The organism is Vibrio sp. STUT-A16 (assembly GCF_026000495.1).
Classification (GTDB): domain Bacteria; phylum Pseudomonadota; class Gammaproteobacteria; order Enterobacterales; family Vibrionaceae; genus Vibrio; species Vibrio diabolicus.
The window spans coordinates 874,292-889,173 of the sequence record NZ_AP026766.1; the positions used below are offsets into that span (position 1 = coordinate 874,292).

13 protein-coding genes are annotated in these 14,882 nt (G+C 45.8%); 10 read left to right on the forward strand and 3 right to left on the reverse strand.

Going from position 1 to position 14,882, the window contains the following annotated elements:
• Window positions 1-134 precede the first annotated feature (134 nt).
• The 3 genes from OO778_RS20380 to OO778_RS20390 all read left to right on the forward strand — a co-directional run bounded on the left by OO778_RS20380 (window position 135) and on the right by OO778_RS20390 (window position 3,797).
• Window positions 135-2,126, forward strand: a complete 1,992-nt coding sequence (locus OO778_RS20380) for a U32 family peptidase (RefSeq protein WP_264912743.1) — start codon at window positions 135-137, stop codon at window positions 2,124-2,126.
• 152 nt (window positions 2,127-2,278) lie between these two features.
• On the forward strand, window positions 2,279-2,923 hold the full coding sequence (locus OO778_RS20385; RefSeq protein WP_264912744.1) for a class I SAM-dependent methyltransferase: 645 nt from the start codon (window positions 2,279-2,281) through the stop codon (window positions 2,921-2,923).
• A complete protein-coding gene (locus tag OO778_RS20390; RefSeq protein WP_264912745.1) occupies window positions 2,913-3,797 on the forward strand; it encodes a hypothetical protein in 885 nt (294 codons plus the stop codon). The genes OO778_RS20385 and OO778_RS20390 overlap by 11 nt, the downstream gene beginning before the upstream one ends.
• Before the next feature lie 20 nt (window positions 3,798-3,817).
• Here the strand turns inward: OO778_RS20390 and OO778_RS20395 are convergent, their stop codons facing one another.
• Both OO778_RS20395 and OO778_RS20400 read right to left on the reverse strand, forming a co-directional pair.
• A complete protein-coding gene (locus OO778_RS20395; protein ID WP_005395558.1) occupies window positions 3,818-4,819 on the reverse strand; it encodes a glycosyltransferase family 2 protein in 1,002 nt (333 codons plus the stop codon).
• A gap of 39 nt (window positions 4,820-4,858) precedes the next feature.
• Entirely contained in the window at window positions 4,859-6,292 is a 1,434-nt protein-coding gene (locus OO778_RS20400; RefSeq protein ID WP_264912747.1) for a glycosyltransferase family 39 protein, read from the reverse strand.
• Window positions 6,293-6,884: 592 nt separating this feature from the next.
• Between OO778_RS20400 and OO778_RS20405 the strand changes: the two genes are divergently transcribed.
• The 5 genes from OO778_RS20405 to OO778_RS20425 all read left to right on the forward strand — a co-directional run bounded on the left by OO778_RS20405 (window position 6,885) and on the right by OO778_RS20425 (window position 12,790).
• Complete coding sequence (locus OO778_RS20405) at window positions 6,885-7,130, forward strand: DUF3297 family protein (protein WP_005383498.1); 246 nt, start codon at window positions 6,885-6,887, stop codon at window positions 7,128-7,130.
• A 226-nt stretch (window positions 7,131-7,356) separates the two neighbouring features.
• Window positions 7,357-8,091, forward strand: a complete 735-nt coding sequence (locus OO778_RS20410; protein ID WP_074190306.1) for an ABC transporter ATP-binding protein — start codon at window positions 7,357-7,359, stop codon at window positions 8,089-8,091.
• Complete coding sequence (locus tag OO778_RS20415) at window positions 8,078-10,603, forward strand: ABC transporter permease (protein WP_264912749.1); 2,526 nt, start codon at window positions 8,078-8,080, stop codon at window positions 10,601-10,603. The genes OO778_RS20410 and OO778_RS20415 overlap by 14 nt, the downstream gene beginning before the upstream one ends.
• Entirely contained in the window at window positions 10,603-11,712 is a 1,110-nt protein-coding gene (locus OO778_RS20420; protein WP_264912751.1) for a lipocalin-like domain-containing protein, read from the forward strand. The genes OO778_RS20415 and OO778_RS20420 overlap by 1 nt, the downstream gene beginning before the upstream one ends.
• Window positions 11,713-11,890: 178 nt before the next feature.
• A complete protein-coding gene (locus OO778_RS20425) occupies window positions 11,891-12,790 on the forward strand; it encodes an AraC family transcriptional regulator (RefSeq protein WP_005395544.1) in 900 nt (299 codons plus the stop codon).
• Between the two features lie 58 nt (window positions 12,791-12,848).
• Here OO778_RS20425 and OO778_RS20430 read toward each other — a convergent pair whose 3' ends face one another.
• Window positions 12,849-13,271 (reverse strand): organic hydroperoxide resistance protein, encoded by a 423-nt coding sequence (locus OO778_RS20430; protein ID WP_005374640.1) that lies wholly within the window; start codon window positions 13,269-13,271, stop codon window positions 12,849-12,851.
• A gap of 136 nt (window positions 13,272-13,407) precedes the next feature.
• Here OO778_RS20430 and OO778_RS20435 point away from each other — a divergent pair, with 136 nt between their 5' ends.
• Both OO778_RS20435 and ahpC read left to right on the forward strand, forming a co-directional pair.
• On the forward strand, window positions 13,408-13,866 hold the full coding sequence (locus OO778_RS20435) for a MarR family transcriptional regulator (protein ID WP_005395543.1): 459 nt from the start codon (window positions 13,408-13,410) through the stop codon (window positions 13,864-13,866).
• 303 nt (window positions 13,867-14,169) lie between these two features.
• Complete coding sequence (gene ahpC, locus OO778_RS20440) at window positions 14,170-14,727, forward strand: alkyl hydroperoxide reductase subunit C (protein ID WP_005395542.1); 558 nt, start codon at window positions 14,170-14,172, stop codon at window positions 14,725-14,727.
• The last annotated feature ends 155 nt before the right edge of the window (window positions 14,728-14,882 follow it).

The window sequence follows — 14,882 nt, forward strand, 5'->3', positions numbered from 1 at the left end:
CACTGTCTTCACTCAAGTGTCGACCGTGTAACACGGGTTAATTGATTCAGATTAATAAAGCGTTAACTAGTCGAGCATCAAAAGCGTGAAATCCGTAACATTTGCGACTTATTTTAGTGAGAAAGAGAAAAGTAGTGACACGCGATCAATTTGAGTTATTGGCACCCGGTGGCGATTTAGATTCTATCAAAGCCGCCATTGCCGCTGGCGCCGATGCAATTTACTGTGGGCTCGACCGCTTCAATGCTCGTAACCGAGCGACCAACCTCACCTTAGATAACTTAAATGGCGTGTTAACGTTGGCCCATCAGCACAGCTGTAAGATTTTCCTAACGTTGAATGTGCTGATTTTAGAAAGTGAAATTTCAGCGATTGTTCGCTTACTCAGCCAACTGAACACCACCAAAATCGATGGCGTGATCGTGCAAGATCTCGGTCTGGCCTACATTCTCAAACATCACTTCCCCGATTTGGATGTGCACGCTTCAACGCAACTGAACACGCATAACGAAGGCCAGATCCTCTTTCTCAACCAGCTCACCGCAAGCCGAGTAAACTTATCTCGCGAACTTAACATCGATGAAATAAAACATCTGGCGCAATTTGGTCGCGAGCACAACGTAATGATGGAAGTATTTGTCCACGGCTCATACTGCATCGGATTCTCCGGAATTTGCTATATCAGTTCCGCTCGCAATGGCGCATCAGGTAACCGTGGACGCTGCAGCCAACCTTGTCGCGAACAGTACGAAACGACCAAAACGGGCAACAACTACCCACTCAATATGAAAGACAACTCCGCCTTTGGGGACTTGGAAGCGCTTGCCGATGCTGGCGTGTATTCTTTAAAAGTAGAAGGGCGAATCAAGAAATCGCACTACGTCTATACCGTGGTCGACAATTGGCGTCAGCAAATCGATCGCTTGTGCGAGGGTTTGGAACTCTCTGAAGACACCACCGAGTTATACACGGTGTTCAACCGTGATTTCTCCAACGCATTTTTGCAAGGTGATTTCGGCAAGGCGATGTACATCGACAACCCGCGCGACCACGCTGTAAAACATTTTTCGAAGGTTTATCAATGCCAGTCTGCTGATGATGTGCAAGCGGTGAAAAAGAAGCTGTACGACGACAAAACCGCGATCATTGAGAAAGTGGCAGAGCAAACTAAGTCGTTCGATGTCGCTTCGACACAAGTATCCGGCAGCAGCTTGAAAGGGTCGATTGATGTGCCAACTCTGCCAGCGTTACCTCAACCAGAACCTCGCCAAGGTGCGCCAAAATTGTCGGTTCTGATCTCGTCAGCACAAGAAGCCATGCTGTGCGAATACCACAACATAGATGTTTACTATCAATTGCCAATGGGATTGTCTGGTGAACTGAGCGCGATGATTGAGTTGTTCCAAGCCAACCCAATGCTCAAACCTTGGTTTCCTGCCATTTTGATTGGCGAAGACTACCAAGCCGCACGCGTATTTTTGGAAACCATCCAACCTAAATTGTCGATCACCAACAACTCAGGCGTCGGCATGATCGCAAAAGAGCTCGGCTTAGGCTGGGTGGCAGGCCCACAAATGAACACGATGAACTCATACGCGTTTAAGTGCCTTCAAGACGAGTTCGCGGCAAGTGGCGCGTTTGTTTCTAACGAGCTGAATATGAAGCAGATGCGCCACATCAAGCGTCCGAAAAACATGCGCAGCTTCTACAGCATTTATCATCCAAATACCCTACTTACGAGCCGCCAATGTTTGTTCCAACAAACCGAAGGGTGCCGTAAGGTGAAGGTCAACAAAGGTTGTTTGAAACGCTGTGATAAACGCACGTCTATCATCAACTTAAAAGACAATCCTTACGTGGTGCAAAAACAGAAAGGCAGCCACAATTCGATCTACAGCGAACACAACGTCTTAAACCTGCGAGTGCTGCACGATCTGCCGCAATTGTTTACCGATGTGTTGATCGATCTGCGTGATATCCAGACCGAAACGAAAGTCTCAGCAAGCAAACCTGAGTTGATTGACGCGTTCTTAGCTCTACTTGAAGATCACAGCGAACAAACCGTCCAAACGCTGAATGCCATGATTCACCCAACAGCCAACGCGCAGTATTTGAAGGGGTTGTAGAATTTTTCTAACGAGGCAAACAAAACCATAAATTATCCTACACTCTACTAGAGGGAAGCGTAACGCTTTGTAAGTCAGATGGTTGGCTGAAGAACCTAGTTCATCAATAGAAGAACTTCCTAGCCATTTGAGATAATTTATTTGAGTACGCCATGAAAATATCTAAAGGTATCGAAGAGCAGGGAATCCCTGTCGGAAACTATTACGACAAATATAATACTCAGAACCCCATCGCCAGAAAAATGATGAGCAATTTCGATCATCATTTATCGCAACTGGTCGATATGGTCACACCAAAGTCGATACACGAGATCGGCTGCGGAGAAGGAGTCTGGGCACTTAAATGGCATCAACAAGGGATCCGTGTGAAAGGGAGTGACTTCTCCCAACAAGTGATTCAACTAGCAAGAGACAATGCCCAAGCACACAACTTGGAAGACATTTTGTTTGAACAAAAAAGTGTGTATGACGTTGCTAGAAAGACTGATTCTGCTGACCTTGTTGTTTGTTGTGAGGTCTTGGAGCACCTAGAGCACCCCGAGCAAGCACTAGCAACATTGCAAGACCTCGATACTGACTATTACATTTTTAGTGTGCCAAGAGAGCCGTTGTGGTGTACGTTAAACATGGCAAGAGGTAAATATTTAAACAGTTGGGGCAATACTCCCGGACATATCCAACACTGGTCCAAGAATGCCTTTCTGACTTTGCTCAAGCAACACTTTGAGATTCTCGAAGTACGCTCTCCCATTCCTTGGACCATGGTTTTATGCCAGCGTGTGAATCATGAAACATAATAAGAGTAAATTCATATTACGCTGGGTTGGGCGAATCATTACTATTTTTTCCATTGCCTTTGTATTAATCAAGCTCTCTACATACTCGCAGCAACTGAATATTCAGGATATTTCCTCTGACTCCTATCTGATATTTGTTTTTTGTATAGGTCTCTACGCTTTTGGCAATTATATTCTTTCTATGGCGTGGCGACTTTTAGTCGCGAACAGTGAATATACTCTGTCTGCATCAACTGCCATTTGGATGTTTGGCGGGTCTCAAATTGCTAAGTATTTACCTGGAAACATTTTCCAATTCGCTAGCCGACAAGTAATTGGTGTACAACACGGAATTAAAAATAATGTATTACTGAAATCGACCTTATGGGAAATAGGGTTGATGGGTATTGCGGCTGGTTCGTTTGGTGTCTTTCTGCTGAATGAGTACTTCCCTAATTTAATGGGGTACGAGATGACTTTATTCGCTGGACTTATCGTGAGCACCGGATCAATATTAAGCTTGATAGCCAGTCGCAATTACCTAAAAGCTTGTGGGCTTTATCTCTGCTTTTTTTTTGTATCGGGCGGCATTTTCTCACTCATATTTTTTACGCTAAACGACAATCTAACTCCAACTTTAGAGAGATTTTTACAAACATCTTGTTACTTCATCATCGCATGGTTAATAGGGTTTGCCACCCCAGGTTCTCCTGCAGGGTTGGGTGTCCGAGAGGCTGTGTTAATCACACTCCTAGATTCGCCGAGTATTGAAGATACACTCTTAGTTGCCGTCCTTGTTTCCAGAATCGTCACTGTTCTAGGAGATATGTTGTTCTTCGCTATCTCGAGTGTATTTAGGCCTAAGCAAGCCGTATCAAATAACTCACTTCTTTAAAGTATCGAGGTAACTCGCTATTACTCTCCAGATCGTTTTCGCTTGGTTTCAAACTGATAAGTGGGCAACTTTTCCTGATGCTCCAGCTTTTCTTCCAGTACCTCAATTCGGTGCAATACTTTTTCGGTCAGCTTTCGATTGAACCCTATTAGATCGGCCACCAACCCCATCAATAAAGTGATGAAACCCAAGATAAGTAGCGTTGACCCCAAGACCAATGACTGAATATGGCCATCTCCCGCTCCATTTAAAAAGAAATACAGGAATCGCATAATGGGAATCACACCGCAAATCATCGCCACAGAGCCAATAAACAAAAACACTTGCAGAGGTCGGTACATGGTATAAACCCTGACCAAAGTAGAGAGCGACATTTTTAGAAACTGCGGAATGCTCTTAAACAGACGGGACTCTCGCGTTTTTTCATTAGTTCGGATTGGCACCGAAACCACACCAATCCTTTTTGCACTTGCTTGAATCAACATTTCTATTGTGTAGCTAAAATCCGATACGATATTAAGTTGTTGTGCCGCACTTCTCGATATTGCGCGAAAACCACTCACAGCATCTTTAACATCCAATCCCGTCGCTTTGGCAATAATAAAGCTCCCCGACACTTGTAAACATCGTTTAAATACAGAGAAATGTGTATTGCTATACCCTCCTCGGTCACCAACAACAATTTCTGCTTTGTGCTCGATAATAGGCTTAACCAAGTGCGGAATATCGGCCCCATTATATTGATTATCGCCATCGGTGTTCACAATGATATCAGCATGAAGACGAAGGCACTCCTCAATCCCTCTTCGAAATGAGTAAGCAAGCCCCTTATTGCCCTGGTTAGTAATAATGTGCTCAACACCACACTTGCGTGCGACTTCTGAAGTACCATCCGTAGAACCATCATCGATGATTAGAATCTCTATCTTAGCGATACCATCAACGCGCTTTGGTATTGAGCGAATAACATCAGCAATATTGTCCGCTTCGTTAAAGCACGGAATTTGAACAATTAACTTCATGCATGCTCCTCATGTTCTGAATCAACATTACTGTGCGTATTAGAAGCCGGTAAATAACCTCTGCTTCTCTTCAAGATTGCGAGGTCGGTACAGGTTATCTCCCCAACGCAGAACGACTTTACCTGGCTCTTTCGACGCTAATTCATAGACACCCCGCGCCAAGTATCGAGCTTGACCAGCCAACCAAACCTTGCCATTAATCAGAAGACTATTGCTAGCTTCAAGCGTATATACGCCCTTGATGTTGACCTTAACTTCCCGACTAAGAGAGTTGGGCGTCAATTCAAACGTCTTTCCTGCAACATACAGGTGCGACCAATGATGAATGTAGTTCTGCCTTAACGCTTGAATATCTAGCCTTAATAGCCCTTTATCGGTTTTTTCAGGGCCAAACACATCTAAATAGTGCGAATTAACCAGTACAAAAGCCGGATTGTCTTGCTCTATAGCATTGCGAATAACGGGGATGTTTCTCGCAATATAATCTTCGTAACCCCACGTACTCATGAAAAAACCTTGTTTTGAAAAAGTAGGAACCATGGAGCATCGATCAATATAAGCAACAGGCTGAGGAAAGATTTTATGTACTTCATCAAGAAACTGACGCTGGTAGGCCAAGTTGTTTTTTATCGGTAAAACAAAACCATTCACCACAATGGATACCGCAAACAAGCAGGGAACAATAAAATTAAAAAATTGTGCAACTCTTGCGTTAGTGAAATTCTGGATACCAACCCAAGCCACAGCAAACAAAGCACTCACTGGAGCAAGCATAAAAGCGTAATAGTATGGGAAAGCGTTGCGATAAAAGAGCAAAGTGAAGAGTAATAAACTTAGGCACAAAAACTTAATCGATGACTCACGGCTTAATAGCTTTTGCGAAAAACACGCATAAACAGCAGTACCAATACCAATGAAAAGAGCTAACCAATACCATGAGTTCGTCGAAACTGAATGAACAAAGTAAAACAATCGAGGAAAAAGCTCGCGCTGGTTTAGTGTCTTATCCGCAGCACCGAACATCGTTCCTGCATCACCAACCGAACTCGCTCCATGTATAGAGAAGTAATGCCAACTGTATAGCATCGCAAAGGCAACCAGTATTGCGGCTCCATACATGAGAACTTGCCTAAAATAACGCTTACGATTTCGCGACCAATAAAGCGAGGTTAAAACTATGCCTATAAAAGTCGGGATATACAGAGCGGTCTTTAAAGTGACGAGCAAGGCGACAGCCGTAAGGACACCAGCAAGAATGGATACACGCCAAGAAAATGTTGTACTAAACACATAATACAGCGCCGCCATGATCATACATGTCACGATAGGATCAGTACGAAAACTGGCCCCCATACGAACATTATAAACAAAAGAAAAATAGGCAAGAACCGCAAAAAGTGCCGCCGATTTGCTGCAGTACAATCGACATAACTTGTATAGATAAAATCCCGTGAGTAATTGAAAGAACACCATAACGACTCTCGCCACAATGATCTGGTCAACATCGTTATCTGATACACCACTCAGCCAAGTAAAGAAGTGAATGTGAAAGGTTTGGAAACTATTAATCACCTCGCCGTTAATAAACCGATGCACAAAAGATAGGTAATAAAACTCGTCCCAATTTACTTCGTAATTAAACGCAACAAAAAACCGAGCGATTACAGCCACTACGATTAGAATACAAAGAAAAATAGAAGTGCTAGAGGTAGTATCTCTATCCGATAAATGACGTTTATCAACCTGTTCAACAGTCTCCATTCACCCTTCCTTGTTAATCGTTTCTCGACTAGTGGCATGCTCTGAGACATTAAGTTGTATGAATAAGGTTAGAACTGCCAGTAATGAGTATAGTCATGATTCAAAACCAAATAAGGGGTGGCAGGAGAAGTTTCGAGAGCAAAACACCGTTGAGCAACGAGGCCGTGTTTTTATTCCGCACTTTGAAAGCGGGAAACTTTGCATTATTTCAAAAGGCTTTAGTATTAAGTCTCTCAACATATCTTGAACACTCACTGTGCACTGACTACAATGGCGCACTTTTTACGGAATTTAGGTCACAAACATGACAGATACAGCTAAACCAGCTCTACCAGATCGCCTAGCAGGTAACCCACGTAGCCCATTCTTCATCAAAGAATGTTTCGATCACCAAATCGGTATCCGTTTTAACGGCAAAGAGCGCACAGACGTAGAAGAATACTGCGTGAGCGAAGGTTGGGTGAAAATTGCTTCTCCTAAAGCAAAAGACCGTTTTGGTAACCCAATGCTGATCAAACTTAAAGGCGAAGTTGAAGCGTACTACGTATAAGCTGACCAAGCTGAATTTCTTTGAAAGCTCGAGTTTGACTCGGGCTTTTTTAATGCCTGTTATATCCCTTTCTCGATTAATCTATTCCCTCCTCTATTCAGTACAAGTTATTAAGAAATCGATGTAAATCGCTGTTTTTATCTGATTGTTGGCTAAAGTTTCTATAGAACTTACTGTAATAACCATTGCCAAAAGAAACGACACCTTTTGATTGTAGGGAGAGGAAATGGAAAGCCCACTTGTCACACTCAAACACGCCAGCAAAAGCTTTGTCGATGGCAAAGAGAGCCATCGTGTGCTGGAAGGCGTCGACTTCACCCTGAATTCAGGAGCGAGTGTCGCACTGACGGGGGCTAGTGGCAGCGGCAAAAGTACCTTACTCAATATCATCGCTGGCTTTGAGCCGCTTTCCGAAGGTGAGTTGTGGTTAGATGGCGATAACACGGTGGCTTGGAAAGACCCACAATGGAGCCGCTTCCGCCATCAAAAACTCGGGGTTATTTTTCAGCAATTCAACCTCTTAACACCTCTTAACGTAAAGAAAAACATCGCCTTTCCTCTCAATTTGAATCAACAGAAATGGAATGACTGGTGCGATTATCTGGTCGAAACGTTAGGCATCAGCCAGCTTCTCGACAGGCATATTTCTGCTCTTTCAGGCGGTCAACAACAACGCGTCGCGATTGCACGAGCACTTGCCCACAAACCCAAACTTCTGCTTGCCGATGAACCCACAGGAAACCTTGACCAAAAAGCGGGCTTAGAAGTGATGAAACTACTCAGTGACATCACCACCCAAGGCAATACCGCTGTGCTCTTGGTGACCCACAGCCCTGAGTGTGCCGAGTTCATGCAAACCCAATTACGTTTAAAAGATGGGCGTTTGAAGGATGGTCGTTTGCAAAGCGGACTGACGCAAAATCAGAGCGATGTAAATGAGCAACATCATGAAGCAAGCTAAGCAACCAAACACCAGATTCACTCATACTCGACTCGCCCTGAATCTGTTTGCGGCGCACTATCGGCAGGCACCACTGCAAGCCGCCGCGATTCTGATAGGTATCGTGTTAGCTGTGACCTTATTTGTTGCGGTGCAAGCCATCAACCTTAATGCCAAGCGCAGTTATGCGGAGTCTACCGAGCAGCTTAGCGCACAAGCTCAGAACTTAATTATTCCACCAGCAGGGCAAAACTATCTGCCCGAGTCGCTCTACTTCACCCTTAGACAAAACGGACTTAGCGCAGCGCTACCTGTAATCGAAGGGCGAGTGAGAGATGAACAAGGTCGACGTTGGTCAGTACAAGGGAGCGAGTTGATTGCCGCCATCTCTTCGCGTTCTCGGTATTCTGAAAACGGAAAGTCATCAGAAAACCAACAGAACGTGTCTTTGTTCGACAGTGCTTTACCCTTGCCTGAACTTTTGTTCGGCAAGCCAATCGTGATGATGAGCCAATCTCAACATCAAAACTTAGGGGAGGTAGAAACCCTAACCCTGGACGACATCCCAACCCAAGTGGTGGTATTACCCGATGATTGGCAATTAGGTAGCAGAATGTTGCTGGACATTGGCTTTGCCCAGCAACTGCTCAATAAGCAAGGACAGCTCAGTTACATTGCGGTTTTCCATTCGGGTGATAAAGGGAGTGAAGACACGCAAGTAAAATGGCAGAAGCTGATTGGCGATCAAGGGCAATGGATTTCCAATAATCAAACTACAGACCTTGGCTCGCTGACCGACAGCTTTCACCTCAATCTCACGGCAATGAGCTTACTTGCCTTTTTAGTCGGGCTGTTCATTGCCTACAACGGCGTAAAGTACAGCTTGCTTAAACGCAATCGGCTGTTAGTACAGATTCAACAGGCGGGTGTTGCGCCGAGCATTGTGTTCTCTGCGCTGTTAGTTGAACTCACTATCCTCGTTACCATCGGCGCTTCCCTCGGTTTTGTGTTGGGCATGCAGCTTAGCCATTGGCTACATCCGACCGTAGCACTGACTTTAGAACAACTTTACGGCGCGACACTGCTGCCCGGCACTTGGCAGTGGCAATGGTGGGCGCAAGCCCTGCTGCTCACGCTAGCCGCAACCCTGTTGGCGTGTTGGCAGCACTTTAAACAGCGAGTGCGCCAGCCGCTCTCCTCTCATGGCGGCTTTTATCAAGCGCCTGAAGCCTCTAACGAAAACCAATTGTTCGTGATAGGTGCCGCGTTGACGACTCTCGCACTCGCAGGGTTATGGCTGAGTGAGCATCACCGCTTCACCATGGCATGGCTCGGCGTGCTTGTGGTGTCGATTCCTTTGTATCTACCCAAAACACTCAGCGTCTTAGCCAATTGGTGTGAAAAGCGCACCAGTTCTGGTTTGATGCAATATCTGTTTGCTGAGCTGCGCGAGCTGATTTCTCCGCTTTCTCTCGCCATGATGGCACTGCTACTCGCCGTTACTGCCAATATGGGGATGAACACCTTGGTGGGCAGTTTTGAATCCACCCTAAAGCAGTGGTTAGAACAAAGGCTGCACGCCGATATTTACGTCAGCCCTGCCCAAGGAGAAATCGCTAATGTAGAGCGCGCGTTAGGGCAGTTCGACAAGGTTGAGACCGTCTACAAGCAATACTACGTCGACGATAACCTGCAAGGGTTACCGATTTTGCTTGGCACAAAAGACAAAGACACCTTAGAACAAACCATGGTGTTCAAATCGCACTTGGAGAACTTCTGGCAACGCTTTTACCGAGGTGAACTGGTCGCCATCAGTGAACCTACTGCGGTCAAACTGGGTTTATCACTGGGTAGCGAACTCACACTTGATGCCATTCCAAATAAGAACCTGCTTGTGGGCGCGATATTCCATGATTACGGCTCACCCAATGGTGAAGTGTTATTGGCACTAAAATTATGGCAAGAAAGCGGATTTACCGACCTGCCGACAAGCCTTGGCATTAAAGTCTCGGGGGACCCACAAATCGTCTACGAGCAACTGCGCGAGCAATTGAATCTGCATCCAAGTCAGCTCTACGATCAGGCGCAAATCAAATCCATCGCGTTGGATATTTTCTCGCAGACCTTCGCCATTACGCGCGCGCTCAACGGCGTGACGTTGATGGTCGCGGTGATTGGCTTGTTCTGTGCTTGTTTTATGTTGCTCGACGCGCGCAAAGCTGCCATTGCAAGGCTATATGCACTTGGCGTCATCCGTCGTAAATTAATGACCATGGTGGTCGGACAGATCGTCGCTTTGGTCAGTTTTACTCTAGTTATTGCTCTGCCCCTCGGAGCCATGGTGGGTTATGTGCTAACCGACATCGTCACCTTGCGCGCTTTTGGTTGGAGCTTAAATTATCTGTGGAATTGGAGTGATGCCCTCAGCATTGCGGCGATCACCATCTTGGTGGCGGTGATTGCAACCTTGATTCCGCTGTGGCGATTGGTCAGTAAGCCTGTCGTGTCCAGTTTGCAAAGCGAGGTGTTGTGATGGTTCGATTGGCAAGCAAGCTTACTCTACTCATAAGCAGTTTGTTCCTGTTCGGCTGCGAAGAACCGCAACAACAAAATATGGGTACGTTGCTGGGAAGTCGAGAAACACAAAGCGAGAGCAACCCATTCACATCCGTGGAAAAAGGTGTCGAACTGACCTTCCCAGCAGACCATCAAGCACACCCGAATTTTCGTCATGAATGGTGGTACTTAACCGCTAACTTAATCGATGAAGACGGCAACCCACTTGGCGTCCAGTGGACACAATTTCGCTTTGCTGCTGCGCCGGCAACGGGCGAAGATGACGTGAAGAAAACCGAATGGCAAACGCAGCAAATCTACATGGCGCACAGCGCGGTCACGACAACGGACAAACACTACGCCGACGAAAAATGGTCGCGCGATCAAGCCTCTCTAGCCGGCGTCGACACTTCACCACTTAGGGTTTATCTCGATGATTGGCAGTGGACTTCTTCAACCAACGACCTCTTCCCTGCAACATTGAAGGCGAACTCCGAACAGTTTGGCTATTCGCTGACGCTTAACAGCAGTGCGCCTTATCAAAAGCAAGGCGAGCAAGGGTACAGCACCAAAAGTGCCGACGGTCAGGTGGCTTCGTATTACTACAGCCAACCTTTTATTGATGTCTCCGGTGAAGTCACCATCGACGGCGAAACCCATCAAGTGTCGGGCAAAGGTTGGATAGATCGAGAGTGGAGCTCGCAATTCTTACTCGACTCACAACAAGGCTGGGACTGGTTTGCCCTAAGATTGAGTGACGAGACCAGCTTGGTAGTGTTCCAATTGCGGGATTCCAAAACCGGAGCAGCCAGTTACTCCAACGCAAGACTGATGCAGCAAGATGGTTCTGGCATCGCTATCCCACAAAAAGACATTCAGTTAAAGGCGACCAAGCAAACAGAAATCCAAGGGCGAAAGTATCCAACCGAGTGGCAAGTGTCGATTCCTAATCAGCAAATCGAGCTTACTATTTCTGCAATCAACCCGAACGCGAAAATGCCCCTTTCTGTGCCTTATTGGGAAGGCCCAGTGCGTATTGAGGGCTCTCATTCTGGAACCGGTTATATGGAGCTGACGGGATATTAAGCGCTCTGAACGGATTTCAATTACCGTTGAGAAGCCATCTTAAGAACCATCTCCTACCCGCAACAGAATGCATCACAATCAGAAATAAATGACTACGACGCATTTATTCGATACTAGCCTTGAATCCTTGCTTCATTGCGGTACGCTTTGAGCAAATCAAACAAGGGTGGCCCCTCTCATGCGTGTCGATTATCACCAACGACTCGTTCCCGTTATTCGCTATCTGGAACAGCACTTTAACGCTCCTCTCAATTTGCTCGAAGTGGCAGCGCTAGCCAACCTCTCTCCCTATCACTTTCACCGTACCTTCAAGGCGGTACAAGGCGAAACATTAGCCGACTTCATTCGACGTTTACGGCTAGAGGCGGCAGCAGACGACCTTTTCAAATCAAAGCAACCAGTGCTGAACATCGCGTTAGAGTACGGTTTTTCTAGTTCGCAAAGCCTAGCTAAAGCGTTTAAGCAGCATTATGGCGTAACACCAACCGCCTTTCGCGACTGTAAAAACTACCAGCAATTTTCTGAACTCGCGCGAAACAGCAAGATTGGACACGCACTGCGCAAGAATGGAAACGAACGAACCCTAAGCGATTCATATACTGACTCTGAACTCACAACATGGAGCAACAATATGGAAACGCAAAACTTTGATAAAGCAAAATTGGCTTACATTCGCGTTAACGGCCCTTATGGCCAAGGTTATGAAGAACCATCAGGTCGCTTGTATCAATGGGCAGGAATGAAAGGTTTGGCGGGCAATACCTGTATCTTCATTTATCACGATAACCCAGAAATCACGCCAGACGAGAAGTGTCGTACTGACATCTGTCTAATGGTGCCAGAAGATACCGAAGTACCAAAAGGCATTGAGCTGCAAGACTTCCCCGGCGGTCAATATGCGGTGATGCGCCAGCAAATTACCGAATTCAGCCAATACCCTAAAGCATGGGATGATTTGATGAGCAAAGTGGTTGAATCTGGTATTGAAAACGACTGTCGACCTTGCTTCGAACTTTATCATAGCTACGATCCACAAACGCACCATGCAGACGTCAGCTTCTGCACTGCCATCAAATAATCGAAAAAAGCCTGCACGTTCGCAGGCTTTCCTTCTATTAGAAATAATGTCTAAATCGTTAGATCGCTTCGCCATTTACTGTAACAGCAACATCAATATTGCCACGAACGGCGTTTGAGTATGGGCAAACTTGGTGTGCAATGCGGGTTAGCTCTAATGCTTGTTCTTGTGGCATATCTAGCTCTACCGCTAAGCTCACTGTTAGTGCAAAGCCGCCGTTATCGTTCGGACCAATGCCCACTTCCGCTGTTACGGGTGCACTTTTCAGGTTTACTTTACCTTCACGTGCTACGTGCAGAATCGCGTTAGAAAAACATGCTGAATAGCCCGCTGCGAAAAGCTGCTCAGGGTTAGTTGCTGCACCTGTGCCGCCCATTTCCTTCGGGTATGACAGCTCTAGATCGAGAAGACCGTCATCTGTTTTTACTTGACCATTACGACCAGCCAAAGCAGTAGCTTGAGTTTTGTATAGAGTAGTCATGCGATTGTCCTCTTCATTTAAGTTGTGCACAATTTAATTGCTTGCAATCTTATATCGAAGTAAAGATCGTTTGCAACTATATTGTGCACAATTTATTTTGTTACTCTCTTTCTCTGTGAGCAGGTAGGCAACGCCAATGAGCCAGTGTTACACCGACAACACCATGACCAACGACGATAAACTCTTACTCGAAAACCAAGTTTGCTTCCCGCTCTATAGTGCAGCAAATGCGGTGATCCGAGCTTACCGCCCGTTGCTGGACGAGCTTGATCTGACTTATTCGCAATACTTAGTGATGATGGTGTTGTGGGAGAAAGACGGTGCCAGTGTTAAAGAACTGGGCTCGCAACTGCATTTGGATTCAGGCACGCTCACGCCGCTGCTTAAACGATTAGAAACAAAAGGCTATGTAGAACGTGGTCGCAGTGACACCGATGAGCGCGTACGCGTACTCAACCTTACAGAGCAAGGTCGTGATCTCAAAGAGCAAGCCAAGTCAGTGCCAAACGCCATGATGTGTAAAATCACGTTAGAGCTGGATGAAATGATCATGCTGAAGAAGTTGTGCGGCAAGGTGCTCGACAATCTGAACTAAAAAATAAAAGCATCAGCTTCTCCACTTCTTATTAGAAAGAGCCTGCCGAAATGCAGGTTCTTTCGATCTTAGCCAGACGATCTCTTAAAGGTCATCATCGGTATTCTCTATTACCACTCGGCCTTCATCTTCAATAAAGCCTATCAAAGCAAACTCACTTACATCGGTTTTCCCTATTAAGAAAGATAGGAAATGACTATCAATAGGATAGTTACAAGCGATTTTCCTTAAACACGTTCCAATGCGAATATACTTTCCGAAAGCAAGAACTGCTCACCCTAAAACATTCTGAGGAAAGTAAAAATGATTAATACAAAGATCAAACCATTTGCAGCTACAGCATACAAAAACGGCGAATTCGTTGAAGTAACAGAACAAGATGTTCTAGGCAAATGGGCTGTATTCTTCTTCTACCCAGCAGACTTCACATTCGTATGTCCGACAGAACTAGGTGACCTAGCAGACCACTACGAAGAGCTACAAAAACGCGGCGTTGAAGTGTACTCAGTATCAACAGACACACACTTCACTCACAAAGCTTGGCACGATAGCTCAGAAACAATCGGCAAGATCCAGTACTACATGCTTGGTGACCAAACAGGCAACATCACAAACAACTTCGGTGTGATGCGTGAAGGCCAAGGTCTTGCAGACCGTGCAACGTTCCTAATCGACCCAGAAGGTACTATCCAAGCAATGGAAATCACTGCTGAAGGTATCGGTCGTGACGCAGAAGACCTACTACGCAAAGTGAAAGCAGCTCAGTACGTAGCAGCACACCCAGGTGAAGTTTGCCCAGCGAAATGGAAAGAAGGCGAAGAGACGCTAGCTCCTTCTCTAGACCTAGTAGGCAAAATCTAAGCCACTGAATTTAAGCTCAATTTGACATGCTAATTGACGCTTAACTTAGAGAGCATTCCAGGTTAGATACCTTGACGACCTTCTGCCTGGTTTGCTCTCTCCCTACTGATTTTATCCAGAGTAACCACTCTTTTGTTTATTTAAGGTAACAACAA